This window comes from Sedimentitalea arenosa (genome assembly GCF_016428585.1).
In the GTDB taxonomy this organism is placed as follows: Bacteria; Pseudomonadota; Alphaproteobacteria; order Rhodobacterales; family Rhodobacteraceae; genus Sedimentitalea; species Sedimentitalea arenosa.
On the sequence record NZ_JAELVR010000008.1, the window covers coordinates 15,608 to 35,009 of the forward strand.

General features: G+C 64.6%; 22 protein-coding genes. 14 read left to right on the forward strand and 8 right to left on the reverse strand.

Annotation, left to right across the window (positions count from 1 at the left end; translation table 11 throughout):
• The first annotated feature begins 276 nt into the window (after nucleotides 1-276).
• The 8 genes from JF290_RS12075 to JF290_RS12110 all read left to right on the forward strand — a co-directional run bounded on the left by JF290_RS12075 (nucleotide 277) and on the right by JF290_RS12110 (nucleotide 7,524).
• Nucleotides 277-1,794 carry an ABC transporter ATP-binding protein gene (locus JF290_RS12075; RefSeq protein ID WP_199025147.1) on the forward strand — a complete coding sequence of 506 codons (1,518 nt, stop codon included), beginning with the start codon at nucleotides 277-279 and terminating at the stop codon, nucleotides 1,792-1,794.
• A gap of 60 nt (nucleotides 1,795-1,854) precedes the next feature.
• Nucleotides 1,855-2,934 (forward strand): ABC transporter permease, encoded by a 1,080-nt coding sequence (locus tag JF290_RS12080; RefSeq protein WP_199025148.1) that lies wholly within the window; start codon nucleotides 1,855-1,857, stop codon nucleotides 2,932-2,934.
• Nucleotide 2,935: 1 nt separating this feature from the next.
• Nucleotides 2,936-3,856 carry an ABC transporter permease gene (locus tag JF290_RS12085; protein WP_199025149.1) on the forward strand — a complete coding sequence of 307 codons (921 nt, stop codon included), beginning with the start codon at nucleotides 2,936-2,938 and terminating at the stop codon, nucleotides 3,854-3,856.
• 32 nt (nucleotides 3,857-3,888) lie between these two features.
• Nucleotides 3,889-4,959 (forward strand): BMP family ABC transporter substrate-binding protein, encoded by a 1,071-nt coding sequence (locus JF290_RS12090; protein ID WP_199025150.1) that lies wholly within the window; start codon nucleotides 3,889-3,891, stop codon nucleotides 4,957-4,959.
• A 119-nt stretch (nucleotides 4,960-5,078) separates the two neighbouring features.
• The gene (locus JF290_RS12095; protein WP_199025151.1) at nucleotides 5,079-6,014 is read left to right on the forward strand and encodes an aldo/keto reductase; all 936 of its coding nucleotides are present in this window, start codon (nucleotides 5,079-5,081) and stop codon (nucleotides 6,012-6,014) included.
• Nucleotides 6,011-6,670, forward strand: a complete 660-nt coding sequence (locus tag JF290_RS12100) for a DUF938 domain-containing protein (protein ID WP_199025152.1) — start codon at nucleotides 6,011-6,013, stop codon at nucleotides 6,668-6,670. Before JF290_RS12095 ends, JF290_RS12100 begins: the two co-directional genes overlap by 4 nt.
• Nucleotides 6,671-6,748: 78 nt before the next feature.
• The gene (locus JF290_RS12105) at nucleotides 6,749-7,087 is read left to right on the forward strand and encodes a carboxymuconolactone decarboxylase family protein (protein WP_199025153.1); all 339 of its coding nucleotides are present in this window, start codon (nucleotides 6,749-6,751) and stop codon (nucleotides 7,085-7,087) included.
• Nucleotides 7,084-7,524 carry an EF-hand domain-containing protein gene (locus JF290_RS12110; RefSeq protein WP_199025154.1) on the forward strand — a complete coding sequence of 147 codons (441 nt, stop codon included), beginning with the start codon at nucleotides 7,084-7,086 and terminating at the stop codon, nucleotides 7,522-7,524. Before JF290_RS12105 ends, JF290_RS12110 begins: the two co-directional genes overlap by 4 nt.
• A 186-nt stretch (nucleotides 7,525-7,710) precedes the next feature.
• Here the strand turns inward: JF290_RS12110 and JF290_RS12115 are convergent, their stop codons facing one another.
• The 6 genes from JF290_RS12115 to JF290_RS12140 all read right to left on the reverse strand — a co-directional run bounded on the left by JF290_RS12115 (nucleotide 7,711) and on the right by JF290_RS12140 (nucleotide 12,714).
• On the reverse strand, nucleotides 7,711-8,220 hold the full coding sequence (locus JF290_RS12115; RefSeq protein ID WP_199025368.1) for a helix-turn-helix transcriptional regulator: 510 nt from the start codon (nucleotides 8,218-8,220) through the stop codon (nucleotides 7,711-7,713).
• Nucleotides 8,217-8,756: a cytochrome b/b6 domain-containing protein gene (locus tag JF290_RS12120; RefSeq protein ID WP_199025155.1), complete on the reverse strand. Its 540-nt coding sequence runs from the start codon at nucleotides 8,754-8,756 to the stop codon at nucleotides 8,217-8,219. The genes JF290_RS12115 and JF290_RS12120 overlap by 4 nt, the downstream gene beginning before the upstream one ends.
• 56 nt (nucleotides 8,757-8,812) lie before the next feature.
• Complete coding sequence (locus JF290_RS12125; protein WP_227362146.1) at nucleotides 8,813-9,073, reverse strand: PepSY domain-containing protein; 261 nt, start codon at nucleotides 9,071-9,073, stop codon at nucleotides 8,813-8,815.
• A 474-nt stretch (nucleotides 9,074-9,547) separates the two neighbouring features.
• Entirely contained in the window at nucleotides 9,548-10,816 is a 1,269-nt protein-coding gene (locus tag JF290_RS12130; protein WP_199025156.1) for an ABC transporter permease, read from the reverse strand.
• Entirely contained in the window at nucleotides 10,813-11,622 is an 810-nt protein-coding gene (locus JF290_RS12135) for an ATP-binding cassette domain-containing protein (RefSeq protein ID WP_199025157.1), read from the reverse strand. Before JF290_RS12135 ends, JF290_RS12130 begins: the two co-directional genes overlap by 4 nt.
• Nucleotides 11,623-11,712: 90 nt before the next feature.
• Nucleotides 11,713-12,714, reverse strand: a complete 1,002-nt coding sequence (locus JF290_RS12140; RefSeq protein WP_199025158.1) for a taurine ABC transporter substrate-binding protein — start codon at nucleotides 12,712-12,714, stop codon at nucleotides 11,713-11,715.
• 405 nt (nucleotides 12,715-13,119) lie between these two features.
• On the opposite strand from JF290_RS12140, the gene JF290_RS12145 reads away from it, so the two are divergent.
• Nucleotides 13,120-14,511, forward strand: coding sequence for an aminotransferase family protein (locus tag JF290_RS12145; RefSeq protein ID WP_199025159.1), 1,392 nt, complete (start codon nucleotides 13,120-13,122; stop codon nucleotides 14,509-14,511).
• Nucleotides 14,498-15,205 (forward strand): GNAT family N-acetyltransferase, encoded by a 708-nt coding sequence (locus JF290_RS12150; RefSeq protein WP_328701248.1) that lies wholly within the window; start codon nucleotides 14,498-14,500, stop codon nucleotides 15,203-15,205. Before JF290_RS12145 ends, JF290_RS12150 begins: the two co-directional genes overlap by 14 nt.
• Before the next feature lie 5 nt (nucleotides 15,206-15,210).
• On the opposite strand, the gene JF290_RS12155 is transcribed toward JF290_RS12150, so the two are convergent.
• On the reverse strand, nucleotides 15,211-15,498 hold the full coding sequence (locus tag JF290_RS12155) for a GNAT family N-acetyltransferase (protein WP_233155312.1): 288 nt from the start codon (nucleotides 15,496-15,498) through the stop codon (nucleotides 15,211-15,213).
• Nucleotides 15,499-15,642: 144 nt separating this feature from the next.
• A complete protein-coding gene (locus tag JF290_RS12160) occupies nucleotides 15,643-15,963 on the reverse strand; it encodes a helix-turn-helix domain-containing protein (RefSeq protein ID WP_199025161.1) in 321 nt (106 codons plus the stop codon).
• 106 nt (nucleotides 15,964-16,069) lie between these two features.
• Between JF290_RS12160 and JF290_RS12165 the strand changes: the two genes are divergently transcribed.
• The 4 genes from JF290_RS12165 to JF290_RS12180 all read left to right on the forward strand — a co-directional run bounded on the left by JF290_RS12165 (nucleotide 16,070) and on the right by JF290_RS12180 (nucleotide 19,231).
• A complete protein-coding gene (locus JF290_RS12165; protein WP_199025162.1) occupies nucleotides 16,070-16,456 on the forward strand; it encodes a hypothetical protein in 387 nt (128 codons plus the stop codon).
• Between the two features lie 60 nt (nucleotides 16,457-16,516).
• Complete coding sequence (locus JF290_RS12170; protein ID WP_199025163.1) at nucleotides 16,517-16,927, forward strand: GFA family protein; 411 nt, start codon at nucleotides 16,517-16,519, stop codon at nucleotides 16,925-16,927.
• Nucleotides 16,928-16,968: 41 nt separating this feature from the next.
• Nucleotides 16,969-18,444, forward strand: a complete 1,476-nt coding sequence (gene pdxR / locus JF290_RS12175; RefSeq protein ID WP_199025164.1) for a MocR-like pyridoxine biosynthesis transcription factor PdxR — start codon at nucleotides 16,969-16,971, stop codon at nucleotides 18,442-18,444.
• A 124-nt stretch (nucleotides 18,445-18,568) separates the two neighbouring features.
• A complete protein-coding gene (locus JF290_RS12180) occupies nucleotides 18,569-19,231 on the forward strand; it encodes a VPLPA-CTERM sorting domain-containing protein (RefSeq protein WP_199025165.1) in 663 nt (220 codons plus the stop codon).
• Nucleotides 19,232-19,402 lie beyond the last annotated feature (171 nt).

Below are 19,402 nucleotides of genomic sequence, written 5' to 3' on the forward strand. Positions count from 1 at the left end.
AGGGCATCGATCGTGACCGGACCGCGGCGATATCGCATTGCGGCGGAGGTTTCCCTTGCCAGAGCGACATATCGCTTTCTAACCTGCCAGCGGAACAAGGGCTGGCGTTTTTTCATGTCGCATCGATAAAGACGCGCCAAGGGCCGCAACGGGACAAGGCGACGGGTTTCAGCAGATGAGAACCGCAAGACTTCGGGCATCACTGGCTGGTGCACCGCGACCAGAGAACCGGGGCGTGCGCGCCCGACGGCAGGTTGCCTTCGCGGAGACGCGCAGGTGACCGCCCCGCTGTTGAGCCTGAAAGGCCTGACCAAGGCCTATCCCGGCGTTATCGCGAACAACAACGTGTCCTTTGACATCGATACCGGACAGGTGCACGCGCTTCTTGGCGAGAACGGCGCCGGCAAGTCGACCCTCGTCAAGATGATCTACGGGCTGGTGAAACCGGACAGCGGGACGATGTTTTTGAACGGCGCGCCCTTCACTCCCGCCGAACCCCGCGCGGCCCGCGCCGACGGGATCGCGATGGTGTTCCAGCATTTCTCGCTCTTCGATGCACTGAACGTCGCAGAGAACATCGCCCTGGGCATGGAAAGCCCGCCCCGGATGCGCGATCTTGCCAGCCGCATCCGCGAGGTGAGCGAAACCTACGGCCTGCCGCTCGATCCCTACCGCACCGTGGGCGACCTGTCCGCGGGGGAACGCCAGAGGGTCGAGATCATCCGCTGCCTGCTGCAGAACCCCAAGCTGCTGATCATGGACGAACCGACCAGCGTCCTGACACCGCAGGAGGTCGACATCCTGTTCCAGACTCTGCGCAAGCTGAAATCCGAAGGCACGTCGATCCTCTATATCAGTCACAAGCTGGAAGAGATCCGCGCGCTCTGCGATCATGCGACGGTGCTTCGGCTGGGCGAGAATGTCGGCGAATGCGTGCCCGCCGAAACCAGCGCCCGCGACATGGCCGAGCTGATGGTCGGCACGGCGCTGAAATCTCCGGAGCGGGCGGCGCGCGAGCTGGGCCAGATCGCGCTCGACATCAGCGGCCTGTCAGTGCGCTCGCCGCATGAATTCGGCACCGCATTGAAGAACCTGCACCTGACCGTGCGGCAGGGCGAGGTCTTGGGTATCGGCGGCGTTGCCGGCAACGGGCAGGACGAACTGCTGGCCGCCCTTTCGGGAGAAATCACCACGGCGGCGGAGGCGGTCAAGCTGAAGGGAAAGCCGGTCGGCCATCTCGGCCCCACGGCGCGGCGCCGGCTCGGCCTGCTCAGCGCGCCCGAGGAGCGGTTGGGCCACGCGGCCGCGCCCGACATGACCCTGACCGAGAACGCGATGCTGACCGGGTCGGTCCGGGAGGAGCTCGAGCAGGGCGGATTCCTGAAATGGCGGGCGGCAGAGGAGTTCGCCGAGCGCATCATCGCGGGGTTCGACGTGCGCACCCCCGGCCCCGGCAATGCCGCGAGGTCCCTGTCGGGCGGCAACCTGCAGAAATTCGTGATCGGGCGCGAGGTCCTGCAACGCCCGGACGTTCTGGTGGTCAACCAGCCGACCTGGGGCGTCGACGCCAGCGCGGCGGCGGCGATCCGGCAGGCGATCCTCGATCTCGCGTCAGGCGGGGCGGCGGTGGTCTGCATCAGCCAGGATCTGGACGAGCTGATGGAGATCAGTGACAGGTTCGCGGCCCTGAACGAGGGCCGGCTGAGCACTCCCCGCGAGACGGTCGGACTGACGATCGACGAGATCGGCCTGATGATGGGCGGAGCGCACGGCATGGAGGTCGCGCATGTCTGAAACCGTGAGTTTCGCCTTCGGCGAGAGTATTTTCGCAAAGATGAAGACAGGGTCCTCGCGATGATCGTTCTGGAGAAACGGCCGCAGCCCTCGCAGGCCTGGTCGCTGGCGACACCGGTGCTGGCGGTGCTGGCGACGATGCTGTTCGGCGGCCTGCTTTTCGCGGTGCTCGGCAAGAACCCGGTCGAAGCGATCAGGACGATCTTCTGGGATCCGCTGTTTGGTGAGTTCGCCTTCTACTATCGCCCGCAGCTGTTGGTGAAGGGCGCGCCATTGGTTCTGATCGCCATCGGCCTGTCTCTGGGCTTCAAGGCCGGGATCTGGAACATCGGCGCCGAGGGGCAGTACATCATGGGGGCGCTCTGCGGGGCGGGTATCGGGCTGGCTTTCTATCCGCTGGATGCGGTCTATGTCTTCCCGTTGATGGTTCTGGGCGGCGCCTTCGGCGGATGGGCCTGGGCGATGATTCCCGCGATCCTGAAGGTGCGCTTCGGCACCAACGAGATCCTCGTTTCCCTGATGCTGGTCTACGTGGCCGAGCAATTGCTCGCCTCGATGTCGCTGGGTCTTCTCAAGAACCCCGAGGGGTTCGGGTTTCCCGGCAGCCGCAACCTGAACGAATATGCCAGCGCGACCAGCTGGATCAGCCAGGACATCGGCATGCACTGGGGGGTTGTCGCCGCCTTCATCGCGGTGATCTTCGCCTACGTGCTGCTCAACCGGCACATGCTGGGCTTTCACATCCGCCTGACGGGCGACGCGCCGCGCGCGGCGCGGTTCGCGGGGGTTCGGCCGGCACGGCTGATCCTGTTCTGCCTCGGCACCTCCGGGCTGCTGGCCGGGTTGGCCGGGCTGTTCGAGGTCGCGGGGCCCGCGGGCCAGGTCAGCATCGATTTCAATGTCGGCTACGGCTTCACGGCGATCATCGTGGCATTTCTCGGCCGGTTGCATCCGGTCGGCATCCTTTTGGCGGCCGGTCTGATGGCGCTCACCTATATCGGTGGCGAGATCGCGCAGTCGCAGCTGGGCCTGCCCGCGGCGGCGATCCAGGTGTTCCAAGGGATGCTGCTGTTCTTCCTGCTGGCACTCGACGTTCTGACGAACTACCGCATCCGGATGCGCATGCGTGAGGTGGCCTGACATGGATCTGAGTTCGATCAATCCTGTCCTTCTGGTGGCGTCGCTGATGGTGGCGGCAACGCCGATCCTGCTGGCCGCGATTGGCGAGCTGGTCGTGGAAAAATCCGGGGTTCTCAACCTTGGAGTCGAGGGCATGATGATCACCGGCGCGATCAGCGGGTTCGCCATCGCGGTCGAAACCGGCTCTCCGTTTCTGGGTTTCCTCGCCGCGGCGCTCGGTGGCGCCGTCCTGTCGCTGCTCTTCGCAGTGCTGACGCAGCTGGCGCTGGCCAACCAGGTCGCCTCCGGCCTTGCGCTGACCCTGTTCGGGCTCGGGCTGAGCGCCCTGATGGGGCAGCGTTACGTGGGAATCAAGCCGCCGCCGACGCCGGATCTGGATATCCCGATTCTGAGCGATATCCCCGTCATCGGGCCGATCCTCTTCGGCCATGATCCGGTGCTCTATCTCGGCATCGCGATCGTCGCCCTGGTCTGGGTCATGCTGAAATTCACCCGTGCCGGCCTGATCCTGCGCGCCGTGGGCGAAAGCCACGACGCGGCCCATGCGCTCGGCTACAAGGTGGTCCGCATCCGCATCCTCGCGATCCTGTTTGGCGGCGCCTGCGCGGGTCTGGGCGGCGCCTATATCAGCCTCGTCCGGGTGCCGCAGTGGACCGAAGGCATGACCGCCGGGGTCGGCTGGATCGCGCTCGCGCTCGTGGTCTTCGCAAGCTGGAAACCCTGGCGCGTCCTGCTCGGTGCCTATCTTTTCGGCGGCATCACCGTTTTACAGCTGAACCTGCAGGCGGCGGGCGTTGCCATCCCTGTCGAGTATCTGGCAATGTCGCCCTATATCGTCACGATCCTCGTGCTGGTGATCCTGTCCAGGGACAAGAGCAACGCGCCAGCCTCGCTGGGCCGAATTTTCCACGCCTCTCGATAAGAGGCCAATCAGAAGCAACCGGGAGACCCTGAATGAAACTGACTTCTCTACTTGCCGGCGCCGCGATGGCGTTGGGCCTGGCCACGATGGCCGTGGCCGAACCGACCAAGGTCGGCTTCGTCTATGTCGGCCCCGTCGGCGATGGCGGCTGGACCTATGAGCATGACAAGGGCCGGCTGGCGGTCGAGGCCGAGTTCGGCGACGCCGTTGAAACCGTCTTTGTCGAAAGCGTGCCCGAGGGCCCTGACTCCGAACGGGTGATGACACAGATGGCGCTGAACGGCGCCGATCTGATCTTCACCACCTCCTTCGGGTTCATGGATCCGACGATCAACGTGGCCAAGAAATTCCCCAACGTGAAATTCGAGCACGCCACCGGCTACAAGACCGCCGAGAACGTGTCGGTCTATTCCGCACGCTTCTACGAAGGCCGCGCGATCCAGGGCCATATCGCCGGCAAGATGACCAAGAGCAACATCATCGGCTATATCGGCTCCTACCCCATCCCCGAGGTGATCCGCGGCATCAACAGCGCCTTCATTCACGCCCGCAAGGCGAACCCCGACGTGCAGTTCAAGATCGTTTGGGCCTATACCTGGTTCGACCCCGCCAAGGAGGCCGACGCCGCCAAGGTTCTGATCGAGCAGGGCGCCGACGTGATACTGCAACACACCGATTCCACCGCACCGCAGGCCGCGGCCCAGGCCGCTGGCAACGTGATCACCTTCGGGCAGGCCTCGGACATGAGCGAGTATGCGCCCCTGCCGCGCGTGAGCTCGATCATCGACAACTGGGCGCCCTACTACATCGAACGCACGCGCGCTGTCATGGAGGGAACCTGGGAAACCAGCAACCGCTGGGACGGGATCGACAAGGGCATGGTCGGGATCGGCGAGATCTCCGACGCCGTTCCAGCCGAGGTCAAGGAAGAGGCGTTGGCGCTGAAGGACGCGATCGCATCGGGCGAATACCACCCGTTCACCGGCCCGCTGAACAAGCAGGACGGCAGCGCATGGCTGGCGGACGGCGAAACCGCCGATGACGGTACGTTGGCCGGTATGAATTTCTACGTCGAGGGCATCGAGGGCGAAATTCCCAACTGATCCGGGACAACCGCCTTTTCGACGAAACCGACAGAGACCCCGCCCCGGCGGGGTCTTTTCCGTTCGGATGCACGCGCTCTCCTCTTCCCCGGCTCGGGTTGGCGTGTCAGAGTGTTGCCATGACACAGATGACCACACCCGATGGAACCCCCGCCAGCCGCTTTGCCTTTGGCACCATGCAGTTCGGCGGCAACGCCGATGAAGCCGACAGCCGCGCGATGTTCGAGGCCTGCCGCGCACAGGGGATCAACCACTTTGACACCGCCTATGTCTATACCGACGGAGCCTCGGAAACCCTGCTCGGCCGGATGATCGCCGATACACGGGACTCGCTTCTGATCGCGACGAAATACGGCAGCGTCGGCGGCGCCGGCCGCACCAACATGGCCGAGCAGTTCGCCATGTCCTGCACGCGGCTGGGTCTTGACGGGGTCGACCTCCTGTACCTGCACATGTTCGATCCCGACACCGATCTGCACGAGACCATGGAAGGTTTCGCCGACCTGAAACAGGCCGGGCGCATCCGTTACGTCGGCCTGTCGAATTTCGCCGCCTGGCAGGTGATGAAGGCAGTGCGCATCGCCGCCGAGTTCGACCTGACGATCGACGTCCTGCAGCCGATGTACAACCTTGTGAAGCGCCAAGCCGAGGTCGAGATCCTGCCGATGTGCGCCGACCAGGGCATCACCGCGGTGCCCTATTCCCCCTTGGGTGGCGGGTTGCTGACGGGCAAGTACGCACGCGGAGACACCGGGCGGATCATGACCAACGAGATGTACAAGTCCCGCTACCGCGATGGCTGGATGCATGACAGCGCCACCGCGCTTGCGGGGCTCGCCGAGGAAGTCGGCACCGACCCGGCGACGCTCGCCGTGGCCTGGGTCGCGGCGCATCCGACCCGCCCGGTGCCGATCATCTCGGCGCGCAATGCCGAGCAGCTGAAACCGTCCCTCGATGCGCTCGACTTCGAGATGACGGACACCCTCTACGGCCGGATCTCGTCCCTGTCGCCGACGCCGCCCCCGGCGACGGATCGCAGCGAAACCGGCACATGACACGGCGCGCGCTGCCCGACACGGCCAACGTGGCCCACGCGTCGGACGGCGCGAAGCTCAACGCCCCGGCGGCCGAACGCAACCTCGCCCCGCTCTGCGATCTGCTGTCGCAATTCGCGCCGAAAACGGGAGCCGCGCTCGAGATCGCCAGCGGCACCGGGCAGCATGTCGTCGCCTTTGCCAAGCGGCTTCCCGGTCTCGATTGGCAACCGTCCGAGCCCGACGCAGCCCGCCGGGCCAGCATCGACGCCTATGCCGCCGAGTCCCAACTGGACAACCTGGCTCCTGCGTTCGAGCTGGATGCGGCGGCACCCGGCTGGGGTGCCCGTCACGCGGGACAGGCGCTGATCGTGGTGATCAACCTGCTGCACCTGATCTCGATGACCGAGACCGAAACCCTGATCGGCGAAGCCGCCCGGGCACTGACCCCATCCGGGCGCTTCGTGATCTACGGCCCGTTTCAACGCGGCGGCGAATTGACCAGCGACGGCGATGCCCGGTTCCATGCCAGCCTGATCGCGCAAGACCCCGAGATCGGGTACAAGGACGATTTCGACATTCTCGACCTGGCTCTGGCCGCGGGATTGACGGTCGTGGACGTGATCGAGATGCCCGCCAACAACCTCGCCCTGGTGCTGGAAAAGCCCGCGATCTGATCAGGATCAAGGCGGCGGCCCGGCGGATGGGATGAATTCACCTGCAAAGAACACGATATATGGTGAGGACCGATACCCATGACATGGCAAGACAAGCTGAACAGCACCCGGAGCGGACTGCGCAATCTGAACGGGGCGATTCCCGACACTGCCCGCGCCTTCGGCGGACTGGGCAAGGCCGTCAAGCAGGAGGGCGCGCTCGACTACAAGACCAAGGAGTTCGTCGCGCTCGGCATCTCGGTCGCCGACCGGTGCGAACCCTGCATCTCGTTGCACATCGAAGCGCTGATCAAGCTGGGCGCCACCCGTGAAGAGGTCGCCGAGGTGTTGGGCATGTGCATCCAGATGGGCGGCGGGCCTGCGATGATGTATGCCGCCAAGGCGCTCGAATGCTTCGATGAATTGAGCGCGGCATGAAACCGCTTCTGGCATGCCTGCCGATCGCGCTTGCCGCCGGCATGGCGCTGGCGCAAGCCGGTCAACCCGGGGGGCATTTCATCGAGAATTGGGATCTCGACGGCGATGGCTCGGTGTCGCCCGAAGAGGCCACCCAGAAACGGGCGGAACTCTTCACGATGTTCGACCAGGACGGCTCGGGCGGGCTTGATCCGGCCGAATACGACCTCTTCGATCAGACCCGGCAGGCCGACATGAAGGCCAATGCCGGTGGCCACGACAAGGGGCCGATGCGAATCGTGAATGACGGCTTGACCTTGCCCTTCAACGACACGAACGGCGATGGGACCGTCAGCCGCGACGAGTTCCTCGGCCGCAGTGGGGACTGGTTCGAAATGATCGACCGGACCGGCGATGGGGTTGTCGACAGCGCGGACTTCACCCGCCCGGGCGGCTGATCCGCCCGCTCGGCGGCATTTCGCGAAGGGTATCCGCCCCAATGCTGGCGGCCAGGCGGCGCGCTGCCGCGCGGTGTTCCTCCGCTCAAACCGTTTCGCCGCTCCGAGGAAGGAGGCAGGTCGCAATTTGCCCGCGCGCTTGGTACGGTCGATACGGTCGCCCCCAAGGACCGGCAGATCCGGAACCTACGCCCTGACGGATTCACGCCCCATCAGGCTGTCGATCAGAAGGCTCAGCAATTCTCCCCGATTGTGGGTGCCCGACTTGCGGTAGATCGCGTTCAGATGCGACTTGACAGTGCCTTCCGCGCTGCCTCGCAGCGCGGCGATCTCGGCGATTCCCATCCCCTTGACCAGGAAGGTCGCCACGTCCCGCTCGGACGGGGTCAGACCCCACGTGTCGAAATGCGCCTCGATCACGTCATGCAGGGCCGAAGTGGCGACCGACACGCTATGCTCCAGGTGGGCCTTGCGCCGCAGCAGCGCCTGCACGAAGCGGATCTCGAACAGGATCGCGGCGACCAGCGACAGGGTGGCGATGCCCTCGATGTACAGGTGCCAGCGCGTCGTCGTCATGTCGGCGGTCTCGCTGAAGTCCGCGATGATGTCCGCAGCGAAGAACCCGGCGCAAAGCACCTGGATCACCACCAGGAGGATCAGTCCCTGCGGGGCGCGGGAGGGGCTCGCCTGTGTCACACTCCGCTCTTCTCTTCGGGTCGCATCTCCTTGTAACCCGTCACCATCGCGCGGGGAAGGTTGACGCCCAGCCTGCGACTTTCCACCACGACGGCAGCAACATGGAGCAGCACCGAGATCTCGGCCCATGCCACGGCGAATTCGTGCAGTTCCTCGGGCCATTCGACACCCCAGAACCGGTCGGTCGTCATCAGGTGACCGGACAGACCGATCACGATCAGCGCCAGCAACAGGTTGTAGATCATCAAGGCGCCCAGCGGAGAATGCCCGACCTCGGCATGCCTGCGTCCTGTGGCGATCTCGATCACCTGGCGTCGCGCGCCGCCCAGGCTGGGCGGAAAGTCCGCGAACCGTGCATGGCGGCTGCCCACGACGCCCCAAAGCAGACGCAGGGCGACCAGCGCCAACACCCCGTAGCCGATCCAGACATGAAGCTTGCTGTCATCATCCACGACCAGCGCATTGGCCGCGAACAGGATCACGAGAGACCAGTGAAAGATCCGGACGACCGGATCCCAAACCTTGATGCGCTCCATCGGAAAACTCCTTTCCGAGCTGGGGCCGGCGAACCCGCCGGCCCGGTGCAGTAGGATCAGTCGTCCTCTTTGGTTTTGACGATCTCCATCTTCTCGTTCAGATAGACTTCATAGCGTTTGCCGTCCTTGCGGGCATAGGCTTCGTAAAGACCGTCATCGGTCTTGATCTTGCCGACCTCGTAGCCCTGCCCGGTCAACATTGTCGAGATTTGCGTGCGGACCTCGTCGGTCAACTTGACGCCGCTTTCGGACGCCAGCGCGCTTCCGGCCGCCAGGGTCAGAACACTGCCCAGAAGCATTGCTTTCAGTTTCGTCATGGGTCTTCCTTTCCATCTGTTATGCCCGCAAGATCTGCGCGGCGTGGTGGTCAGGATGTCGGGCGGATAGCCACGCGACACCATCCCCCGACAGGTGGAGATCGCCAACCTGCGCCCCCTGTTCATCGTTCTGCAACCGTGGTTCAGGCTCCAAACGGTGCGAGGCCCCCAAAACAGGTCATCCACCGTTGCTCGGGCCGTACCGGCTGAGACCAAGCCAGAAAAAGCGTCGAACGACACCACAGATGTCTTGTTGTCCCGACGGTCTCAAAACAGAAAACCCTGAGAGGGGGCTCCGCCCCCGCCGCCCTGCAGGCGACTCCCCCGGAGTATTTTTGCAAAGATGAAGGGCGCTAAAGTCTTTGGTTCTTCAGCTTCGTTCAAATACTCCGGGGTTTGGGGCAGAGCCCCAAGACATGCTCGCTGCCACGAGATTGGAGTGGCGTTCGGGGAAAGCCGTGCCTTCCGGATGGCCTAGCCCTTGCCCTTCCAGGGCACCAGGATGCGTTCCGCCCAGCGCATCAGCATGTCGATCCCGAACCCGATGATCCCGATCAGGATGATGCCCATGATCACGATATCCGTGTTCTGGAACTTCGAGGCGACCATGATCATCATACCCGCGCCTTTTTCGGCCGCGACCAGTTCGGCGGCAACGACGGTGCCCCAGCAGACGCCCATCGCCACCCGCGCACCGGTGAAGATTTCGGGCAGGCTGTTGGGTATGATGACATGACGCATGATCTGTGGCTTGCTGGCGCCCAGCGAATAGGCCGCGTGAACCTTTGATATCTTCACGCCGGACACGCCCGAGCGCGCCGCGATCGCCATGATCCAGAGCGCTGCGAGGAACAGCAGGATGATCTTGCCGGTCTCGCCGATACCCGCCCAGATGATCACCAGCGGGATCAGCGCCAGCGGCGGCACCGGGCGCATGAATTCGACGATCGGGTCGAACCAGCCGCGGAACCAGTCGCTCAACCCCATGGCGTAGCCCAGCGGGATTCCGACCAACGCGCCGAAGAAGAAGCCGACCACCACCCGGAACAGCGAATACCCCAAATGTTCCCAGAGGGTTGATCCGCGAAAGCCCTCCCGCGCGATCTCGACCACCCGGGCGGCGACCGCCTCGGGGGCGGGCAGCCAGATCGGCTCCATCTGCCAGCCCTTCGCCGGTTCGAAGTTCAGCGTGCCCTTCGGGCTCATCCCGACGCGGCCGAACTCGGTTTCGACACTGCCGCCAGGCGCGATCGGCTTCCCGTTCACGGCGACCACCTCGGCGCCCTCGTCGCGCCCGATGTCGTCGTTGCGGTCGACCCGGATCAAGCCGCTGCGCCAGGTGCCGATGGTCGCGGAATCGTTCTTGGCCCAACCGTCGCCGGGATCGACCTCGGGTTCGGTGACCTCCTCATCCACCGGGTGCACCAGCACCGTCACAGTCGCCGTGTCGCGCTGCCCGTCCGGGGTCTGCGCCGTGTATTCGAACGTCGCCGTTCCTTCGAACGGCCCCGGCATGTGCAGGAACTTCGGCAGCAGGGAGGAGCCGGTGAACATGCCCCAGAGCAGGAACAGCGTCAGGATCGAGATCACCGAGGCGGTCCGGTTCGGCCTGACCGCGCTCTCGTCGCCGAAGGTGACCGTCTTCAGCGAGGTGTAATCGTTGCGCGCCGCGTGGTGGATCACCTTGGTGAACAGGTAGTAGGACAGTACGAAGATCGCGACGTAGATCAGCAGGGGGATCATGCGCCCGCTCCTTCGGTGCGGCCCATGATCTCTTCCTCCATGTCCCAGATCATCGCCAGGATTTCCTCCCGCGTCTTCGCATAGTCCGGATGCTTCTTCACCTCCCGCAGGTCCTGCCCGACGCCGAGATCGGCAAAGGGCAGCCGGTATTCCCTGTGGATGCGCCCCGGTCGCGGGGCCATCACCAACAGGCGCTCGCCCAGCAGCAGCGCCTCCTCGACCGAGTGGGTGATCAGGATGATCGTCTTCCCGGTCTCTTTCCAGAGCTTCAGCACGAGACTCTGCATCTTCTCCCGCGTCAGCGCGTCCAGCGCGCCCAGCGGTTCGTCCATCAGGATCACGTCCGGATCATTGGCCAGACAGCGCGCCAGCGCGACCCGCTGCTGCATCCCGCCCGACAGCTCGTACACCGCCTTCTCCTTGAAATCCTGCAAGCCGACCACGTCCAGCAGGTGATCGACCGTTTCGGCCATGTCCATTTTCGGCATCCCTTTCATCCGGGGGCCGAACCCGACATTCTCGCGCACGCTCATCCATTCGAACAAGGCACCCTGCTGGAACACCATCCCGCGTTCCGCATCCGGGCCCTGCACCGTGTGCCCATTCATCACGATCTGCCCCTCGGTCGGGGCCAGAAACCCTGCAACGATGTTCAGAAGCGTGGTCTTGCCGCAGCCCGACGGGCCCAGCACCGACATCAGTTCACCTTCCTTCAGGTGTAACGTTACGTCCTTCAGCGCCTGAACCGACCCGCCGCCCGGCAGATCGAAACGCATGGAAATCTTCTCGATGGCGAGACCGGACATGGCTGTCTCCACGGTCACGGTGCGGCCGGCGCTCAAGGCGCCGGCCTCACCCGTTTCGGGAAAACCCACCGCCTGCGCGGCGGGCGCGGCTCACATGCCGCTGGCGGCGGCGAGAGGGCCGGTGTTCACGGCGTTCTCATAGCTGTCCAGCGCCGCGTCGATGCTGCCGGCGGCGACGAACACGTCGGCCACGCCTTTCATGAAGCCCTGCGAGCCGCCGCCCAGCCACTTGGCCGAAAGCTGCTCCTCGACGCTCGGAAAGACGAAGGTGGCGATGGTCTCGGCGGTCGCGTCCTCGTCCATGCCGGCGTCCTTGGCGATCACCGGCAGCATCTCAGCGGTGTGCTCGCCTGAATTCCACATCGCGTTGGCATCCGCCGTCACCTTGAGGAACTTAGCGACCAGGTCGGAATTCTCGGCCACGAAGGATGCGGGCGCGCTGGTCACGTCGAAGACCAGGATGCCCAGTTCTTCCTTTTCCGCGCCGGTCAGCAGCACGTTGCCATGCTCCTTCATGCGCCGCAATGCGCCGCCCCAGCCGCAGGCCATGTCGACGCTGCCCTGCGCCAGCGCGGCCGCCCCTTCCGCCGGGGCCATGTCGACCACCTCGAGACTATCGAGCGAGACGCCGAAATGGTCCATCTGCTTGAGGAAGCCGTAATGCGCCGCGGTGCCCAGCGGCACGGCGACCTTCTTGCCGGTCAGTTCACCGGCGCTGTTCTTGTCGATCTCGAGGTTACTGTTCACCACGCAGTTGTCGTTGTCGGAATAGCTTACCGCCACGTCCAGGACCTGCAGGTCCTGGCCGGCGCTGGTGGCCACGACGAAGGGCGGTACGCCCTGGCTCACGCTCATCTGCACGTCACCCGAGGCCATCGCGGCACTCATCGCCGTGCCGGTGTCAAAGCTGACCCAGTTCACGGTGACGCCCATTTCCTCGTCATAGGTGCCCATCACCTTGGCGTATTCGAACGGCATCGGCCATTCGAGGAAATAGCCCACCGTGATCTCGTCCATCGCCAGTGCAGCCCCTGCGGAGGTCATCATCGCCACGCCGGCCACGGCACCCATAAGCCTGGATTTCAGTGTCATTCATCGTCTCCCTGTTGATCCGCCTTTCTGGCGGACATCTGGTTTTCGGGCGGTCGTCCGCCTCTGCGTGTTCGTTGGCGTCCCGGGTCTTTCCCGGTGCGCCCGCCCTTATCCCAGACCAATTCCCCCTCCCGATCAATGTTTTTTCGGGTGCTGGCCCGCGATTGCAGGATGCGTGTGGCGGGTTCCGTGTGGCCTTGGCTGGAAAATGTCCATAAATTTCGGCATACTGCCGGTCAGGGTCCGGGTCGCCGTGCTGGATAGCCCCGCTTTCTGGACTCAATGCTGCGGCAATTCTGGCCCTACGTCACGCCCGGTTTTGACGCGCATGGTTTTCTGCAATGATCCCGGCGCATCACGCCGGCGAAAACCCTGCGCGACACCCTTATTCCGAAAGGACATGTCATGGACGGCACGTTCAATGAAAACGACATCTCTCACGTGGTCGAGGCCGACAAGGCCCATATCTGGCACCACCTGAGCCAGCACAAGCCCTACGAGACCACCGATCCCCGCATCATCGTCGAAGGCAAGGGGATGAAGGTCTGGGACCAGAAGGGCAAGGAGCACCTCGATGCCGTCTCGGGCGGGGTCTGGACCGTCAATGTCGGCTATGGCCGCGAGAGCATCGCCAACGCCGTGCGCGACCAGCTGATCAAGCTGAACTATTTCGCCGGGTCCGCAGGCTCGATCCCCGGCGCCAATTTCGCGCAGAAACTGATCGACAAGATGCCGGGTATGAGCCGGGTCTATTACTGCAACTCGGGGTCCGAGGCGAACGAGAAGGCGTTCAAGATGGTCCGCCAGATCGCCCACGCGAAATACGGCGGCAAGAAGCACAAGATCCTCTATCGCGACCGCGACTATCACGGTACCACCATCGGCTGCCTGTCGGCGGGCGGCCAGGACGAGCGTAACGCGCAATACGGGCCCTTCGCGCCGGGCTTCGTGCGCGTGCCCCATTGCCTTGAATACCGCGCCTTCGAGCAGGAAGGCGCGCCGGTCGAGAACTACGGCCTCTGGGCCGCCGACCAGATCGAGGCGGCGATCCTGCGCGAAGGCCCCGACACGGTGGGCAGCCTCTGCCTCGAACCCGTGACCGCCGGCGGCGGCGTCATCACCCCACCCGACGGCTACTGGGAACGGGTCGCCGAGATCTGCAAGCAATACGACGTGCTCCTGCATATCGACGAAGTCGTCTGCGGCGTCGGGCGCACCGGCACCTGGTTCGGCTATCAGCACTACGGCATCCAGCCCGACATGGTGACCATGGCCAAGGGCGTCGCCTCGGGCTATGCGGCGATCGCCTGCCTCGTGACCAACGAAGGCATGTTCGACAAGTTCAAGGACAACCCGGACGATCCGCTGAACTACTTCCGCGACATTTCCACCTTCGGGGGCTGCACGGCAGGCCCCGCCGCGGCGCTGGAGAACCTCCGCATCATCGAAGACGAGAACCTGCTCGAGAACACCACACGGATGGGCGACTACATGCTCGACCAACTGGGCGCGCTGATGGACAAGCACAGCGTCATCGGACAGGTGCGCGGCAAGGGCCTGTTCCTTGGCGCCGAATTGGTTTCCGACCGCGACAGCCGCGCGCCGGTGCCCGAAAAGCAAGCGCAGGCCGTGGTCGCCGACTGCATGGCGCAGGGCGTTATCATCGGCGTCACCAACCGCTCGCTGCCGGGCAAGAACAACACGCTGTGTTTCTCGCCCGCGCTGATCGCCACCAAGGACGACATCGACCATATCCTCCACGCGGTCGATGGCGCGCTCGGCCGTGTGTTCGGATAAGATCCTCGAAAACGAATTCGGCCAGCCCATCGGCTGGCCGGTTCGGATCGACCTGCCCCGCCCGCGCCCGGACCACCGCCGCCTTCAGGGCCATTGGGGCTATCTCGAACCGCTCACGCCCGATCATGCGCCGGCGCTGTTTCAGGCCTTCCTGCCCAACCCGGCGGGCTTCACCTACATGCCGAACGGCCCCTATACGGAGCCGGCAGAGTTCCAGCGCTTCATCGACGCCTCGGCCCAAAGCCGCGACCCGCTTTTCTACGCCATCTGCACCCCCGACGGCACGCCCCTGGGCCATGCCACATTCCTGCGCATCGACCCGGCGCAGGGTGTGATCGAGGTCGGGTTCATCCACTATGGCCCCGCCCTGCAACGCACCGCGCTCGCCACCGAGACGATGTACCTGATGATGGCGCATGTGTTCGACGACCTGGGCTATCGCCGCTACGAATGGAAATGCGACGCGCTCAACGCGCCTTCCCGCCGCGCCGCGAAACGGCTGGGCTTCACCTTCGAAGGCATCTTCCGCCAGGCGACCACCTACAAGGGCCGCAACCGCGACACCGCGTGGTTCTCGATCCTCGACCGCGAATGGCCCGCCGCCAAGGCCGAATTCACCCGCTGGCTCGCGCCAAGCAATTTCGATGCTGACGGCAGCCAACTCAGCCCGCTCGCCATCGCCGCCGCCTCGTAAGCCGCCTAGAGTTCCTTGACGAAATAATGCAGATGCGGCCGCAGCATCGGCTGGTCCAGATAGGTGGTCGTTTCGATCGGTCCATCGACCTCGGAGAACCCCAGCTTGGGATAGAGTCCGCGCATCTCGACATTCGGCGTCAGCGTGTCCGCGACCAGCCGCGTCAGCCCCATGTCCCGCGCCGCCGCCTCGCGCGCCTCGATCAGTGCACGGCCCGCGCCGGTGCCGCGCGCCGCTTCGGTCACGAAGACCCGCTTCAACTCCCCTGTCTCCGGATCCAGCCGTTTCAGCATCCACTTAGTGGTCGTTCTCGCGAACAGCCAACATTTGCTATGCTTACCACACGGCAAACATTTCCAGTTTTCTGCGCAGTTGCTCCCATCTTTCTCTATATGGCAGCTTCTCATTTTCTTCTTGATGGCGCGATCACACCGCGATCAGTCGGAATGGCTCCCGATCTCAAGCAGACAGTCCAGCAGCATTTGTTGAACATCTTGCGGCAATTGCGATAGTTCTCCTGCCATCATGAAGTTGAAATCGATCCTATGATTTCGATGAAGATACACCAACACCGATCTGCTAGGAAACGAACGCCCGCTCTCCGCATTTGAAATTGCCGCTTTTTTGATCCCCACTAGTTCGCCAAGTTCACTTTGCGTCATACCAATCGCCTTACGAGCTGCCACCAGCCGGATCGCCGAAGCCTCACGCCCTGTGTCCCGCGTCATCGCCAAGGTTTCTTTCTCTTCTTTTTTCACTCCGACACCTTAAATCTGCTTTGGTTTGTTGTAGTGAGGCTACTTGAGCCAGTAGGTATTCCAAGCGCAGAAACGTTCGTATTCCCAGAAACTATGGCGAAAGCAGATGCTCCCGGTCCTATCCAAACTTCTCGGCCCGGACCGCGCGGTAACGGTCTATGTGTTCCTGCAACGCTGGGGCGTCGGGCTGGGGCTCGGCCTCGCCTTCGTCGTCGGCATGGGCCTGTTCCTCACCTTCTCCGCACCGTCCCGGCTCGACCATGTCGCCCATGTCACCGCAGAGGTCCTGTCCACCGCGCCGATCAACGGCGACGCGCGCAACGGGCTGCTGGTCGACGTGCGGCTGCCCGAGGGAGACGTGCTCAACCTGACCGAAACCGAGGGGCTGATCGACCTCGCGCCCGGCCAGCCGGCCTGCGTCGAACTCCGGCGGCACACGGTTACGGGACAGGATCACTACCGCCTGCGCCTCGCTCACCGCTGCACCGACTGAACGGGCTGTCCTTTCCGCGCGTCCGCGGCTAGCCTGAGCCGACAGAGGGAGGATCGATCCATGAGCATGACCGGAGGCTGCTATTGCGGCACCATCAGGTACGAGGCCACCGGCGCGCCGGTGATGAAATCGCAATGCCATTGCCGGGAATGCCAGTACATCTCGGGCGGCGGGCCGAATTACTTCATGATCCTGCCGCAGGAGGGGTTCAGCTACACCGCCGGCACGCCGAACAGCTTCACCCGCCCCGATCTCGACGCGCCGGTGACGCGCGAATTCTGCCCGAATTGCGGCACCCATATCCTGACAAGGCGTCCGGGGCTCGACATGGTGATCCTCAAGGTCGGAACGCTGGACAATCCCGCCGACTACGGCGGCCCGGACTCGGCGATCCATACGCTCGACATGCAGCCGTTCCACGTCATCCCCGACGGCCTGCCGAGCTTCGAGAAACGGCCCCCGCGCCGCTAAGTCCAGATTGCAAGCGAGATAAGGCCAGCGTATCCTGCGCCATGGCCATATCCGTCGACACCTTCTTTCTCAACCCCGACGCGCAGGGCACGCTTCAGGCGCAGATCCAGCAGATGATCGCCGAGGGCATCCTGTCGGGCCGCTTCCACCGGGGCGAGAAACTGCCCTCCTCGCGCAAGCTGGCCAGCCATCTCGGCGTCAGCCGCATCACCGTGACGCTGGCCTATACCGAGCTTCTGGCCAACGACTACCTCACCTCGCGCGGGCGGTCGGGCTATTTCGTCTCCGACAACGCCCCGGTGCCGCCCAGCTATGCCCCGGCCGGGCGCGGCACGGACCGGGTCGACTGGCCGCGCGCCATCAGCAAGCGATTCACCGGCGGCGACACGCCCGAAAAGCCGCGCGACTGGCACCGCTACCGCCATCCGTTCATCTACGGCCAGGCCGACCCCACGCTGTTTGACCACGCCAACTGGCGGCTCTGCGCCCTGCGCGCGCTGGGGCAGAAGGAATTCGCCTCGCTCACCGCCGACTACTACGACCAGGACGACCCGCTGCTGATCGAGTTCATCGCCCGCCACACCCTGCCCCGGCGCGGCATCACCGCACGACCCGAGGAAATCCTGATCACCATGGGCGCGCAGAACGCGCTGTGGCTGGCGGCGCAGATCCTGCTCGACCCGGGCCGCACCGCTGCCATCGAGGACCCCTGTTACCACGCCCTGCGCGACGTGCTGGTGCAGTCGGGGTGCCGCCTCGCGCCGATCCGGGTGGATGCGGACGGGCTGCCCCCCGACGCGCTGCCGGGCAAAACCGATGTCATCTTCACCACCCCCAGTCACCAGGCCCCGACCACGGCGACCATGCCGCTGGCGCGCCGCCGCGCGCTGCTGGACCGGGCGCAGGCGCTCGACGCGCTGATCGTCGAGGACGACTACGAGTTCGAGCTCTCCTTCCTCGCCGCGCCCTCGCCCGCGCTCAAGTCGCTCGATCGCGACGGACGGGTGATCTATGTCGGAAGCTTTTCCAAGTCGCTGTTCCCGGGCCTGCGGCTGGGCTACATGGTCGGCTCCGAACCCTTCATCCGCGAAGCGCGCGCCCTGCGCGCCAGCGTGCTGCGCCACCCGCCGGGACATATCCAGCGCACCGCCGCCTATTTCCTGTCGCTCGGCCATTACGACGCCCAGATCCGGCGCATGTCCCGCGCGCTGCACGACCGGCGCGCCGCGCTCGAAGCCGCCGTGGCGCAAAACGGGCTGACCATCGCCGGGCGCGGTGTCTATGGCGGTTCTTCGGTCTGGATGCGCGCGCCCGAAGGCACCGACACCGCCGCGCTGGCCGACAGCCTGCGCGGCGAAGGCGTGCTGATCGAACCCGGCGCGCCCTTCTTCGCCGGCCCCGCCCGCCCGACGGAGTTCTACCGCCTCGGCTATTCCTCGATCCCCAGCCCGCGCATCGCCGAGGGAATCGCCCGCATCGCTGCCCGCATCTCCGACCCCGCACCGCAGGAGGGCTGAGCACCGCGCCGACCGCCCGAACGCGACCGGCCCGGCATTTACCGCAAGTGCACTCCCCGCATTTACTTTTCGTTAACCTGTCGGTATCGTTGCTCCACTTCTAACCAGTACAACAGGAAATTTTATGAAACTCAGACTCGTCACAGCGGCCATCGCCGCTTCCATCGCTTTCGCCGGCGCAGCCGGAGCCGCCACGTTGAACGGTTTGTTCAGCGTACAGGTCGCCCAGATCACCGGCGCGAATTCAAGCCAGTCGGAAGCGACGGCAGCCAATTTCGGCGCCGCGCTGGCCGGCGGTGTTTCCGACGTCTTCACCTATAACGGTGACCTCAGCTTCGCCACGTCCAACTCCAACGACAGCACCACGATCGCATCCTGGCTTGCGACAGGCACTCCCGGCGGGGTGTCCGGTCTTGATTCGACTATCGGTGCCCTGCAGTTGAGCAAGCCCAACATCAACTCGAACCCCGGAAGCGCGACGACCACGTTCTTCCTGTTCAAGCTCGCGCCCCTCAACGCTGCGGATTTCTCGATCACCCATGACGACGGCATTGCGCTGTTCGACGACGGTACGCGCATCGGCGGCTTCAACGGCCCCAACGGTCAGCGCACCACCGCCGTCAACGGGTTCGACGGCGGCCAGTTCGACCTGCTCTACGTCGCGACCAACGGCGATCCGTCGATCCTCAAGGTCGACATGACCCCGGTTCCGGTTCCCGCCTCGCTGCCGCTGCTTCTGGCAGGTCTCGGCGGCTTCGCTTTCCTGCGCCGGCGCGCCCGCGCCTGACACGGCCCGACAGCGACCAAACGGACAGAGCCGCCTCAGGGCGGCTTTTTTCATGTCGGGCCATGTCCGGACGCGACCAGCCGCGCGTCTGGACCTAAGCGGGCTGCGCGTCTGGCCCTAACCGCCCCCCCGGCCGATCCCTTACATTACGGCCAGCAAAATCGGCGACCT

Coding starts and splice junctions, on each gene's coding strand:
- JF290_RS12080 (WP_199025148.1), top strand. CDS start 1,855: ATGATCGTTCTGGAGAAACGGCCGCAGCCCTCGCAGGCCTGGTCGCTG.
- JF290_RS12125 (WP_227362146.1), bottom strand. CDS start 9,073: ATGACGAAACTGAAAGCAATGCTTCTGGGCAGTGTTCTGACCCTGGCG.
- JF290_RS12110 (WP_199025154.1), top strand. CDS start 7,084: ATGAAACCGCTTCTGGCATGCCTGCCGATCGCGCTTGCCGCCGGCATG.
- JF290_RS12130 (WP_199025156.1), bottom strand. CDS start 10,816: ATGATCCCCCTGCTGATCTACGTCGCGATCTTCGTACTGTCCTACTAC.
- JF290_RS12135 (WP_199025157.1), bottom strand. CDS start 11,622: ATGTCCGGTCTCGCCATCGAGAAGATTTCCATGCGTTTCGATCTGCCG.
- JF290_RS12155 (WP_233155312.1), bottom strand. CDS start 15,498: ATGCTGAAACGGCTGGATCCGGAGACAGGGGAGTTGAAGCGGGTCTTC.
- pdxR (WP_199025164.1), top strand. CDS start 16,969: ATGGCCATATCCGTCGACACCTTCTTTCTCAACCCCGACGCGCAGGGC.
- JF290_RS12145 (WP_199025159.1), top strand. CDS start 13,120: ATGGACGGCACGTTCAATGAAAACGACATCTCTCACGTGGTCGAGGCC.
- JF290_RS12100 (WP_199025152.1), top strand. CDS start 6,011: ATGACACGGCGCGCGCTGCCCGACACGGCCAACGTGGCCCACGCGTCG.
- JF290_RS12120 (WP_199025155.1), bottom strand. CDS start 8,756: ATGGAGCGCATCAAGGTTTGGGATCCGGTCGTCCGGATCTTTCACTGG.
- JF290_RS12170 (WP_199025163.1), top strand. CDS start 16,517: ATGAGCATGACCGGAGGCTGCTATTGCGGCACCATCAGGTACGAGGCC.
- JF290_RS12165 (WP_199025162.1), top strand. CDS start 16,070: ATGCTCCCGGTCCTATCCAAACTTCTCGGCCCGGACCGCGCGGTAACG.
- JF290_RS12095 (WP_199025151.1), top strand. CDS start 5,079: ATGACACAGATGACCACACCCGATGGAACCCCCGCCAGCCGCTTTGCC.
- JF290_RS12105 (WP_199025153.1), top strand. CDS start 6,749: ATGACATGGCAAGACAAGCTGAACAGCACCCGGAGCGGACTGCGCAAT.
- JF290_RS12090 (WP_199025150.1), top strand. CDS start 3,889: ATGAAACTGACTTCTCTACTTGCCGGCGCCGCGATGGCGTTGGGCCTG.
- JF290_RS12085 (WP_199025149.1), top strand. CDS start 2,936: ATGGATCTGAGTTCGATCAATCCTGTCCTTCTGGTGGCGTCGCTGATG.
- JF290_RS12140 (WP_199025158.1), bottom strand. CDS start 12,714: ATGACACTGAAATCCAGGCTTATGGGTGCCGTGGCCGGCGTGGCGATG.
- JF290_RS12180 (WP_199025165.1), top strand. CDS start 18,569: ATGAAACTCAGACTCGTCACAGCGGCCATCGCCGCTTCCATCGCTTTC.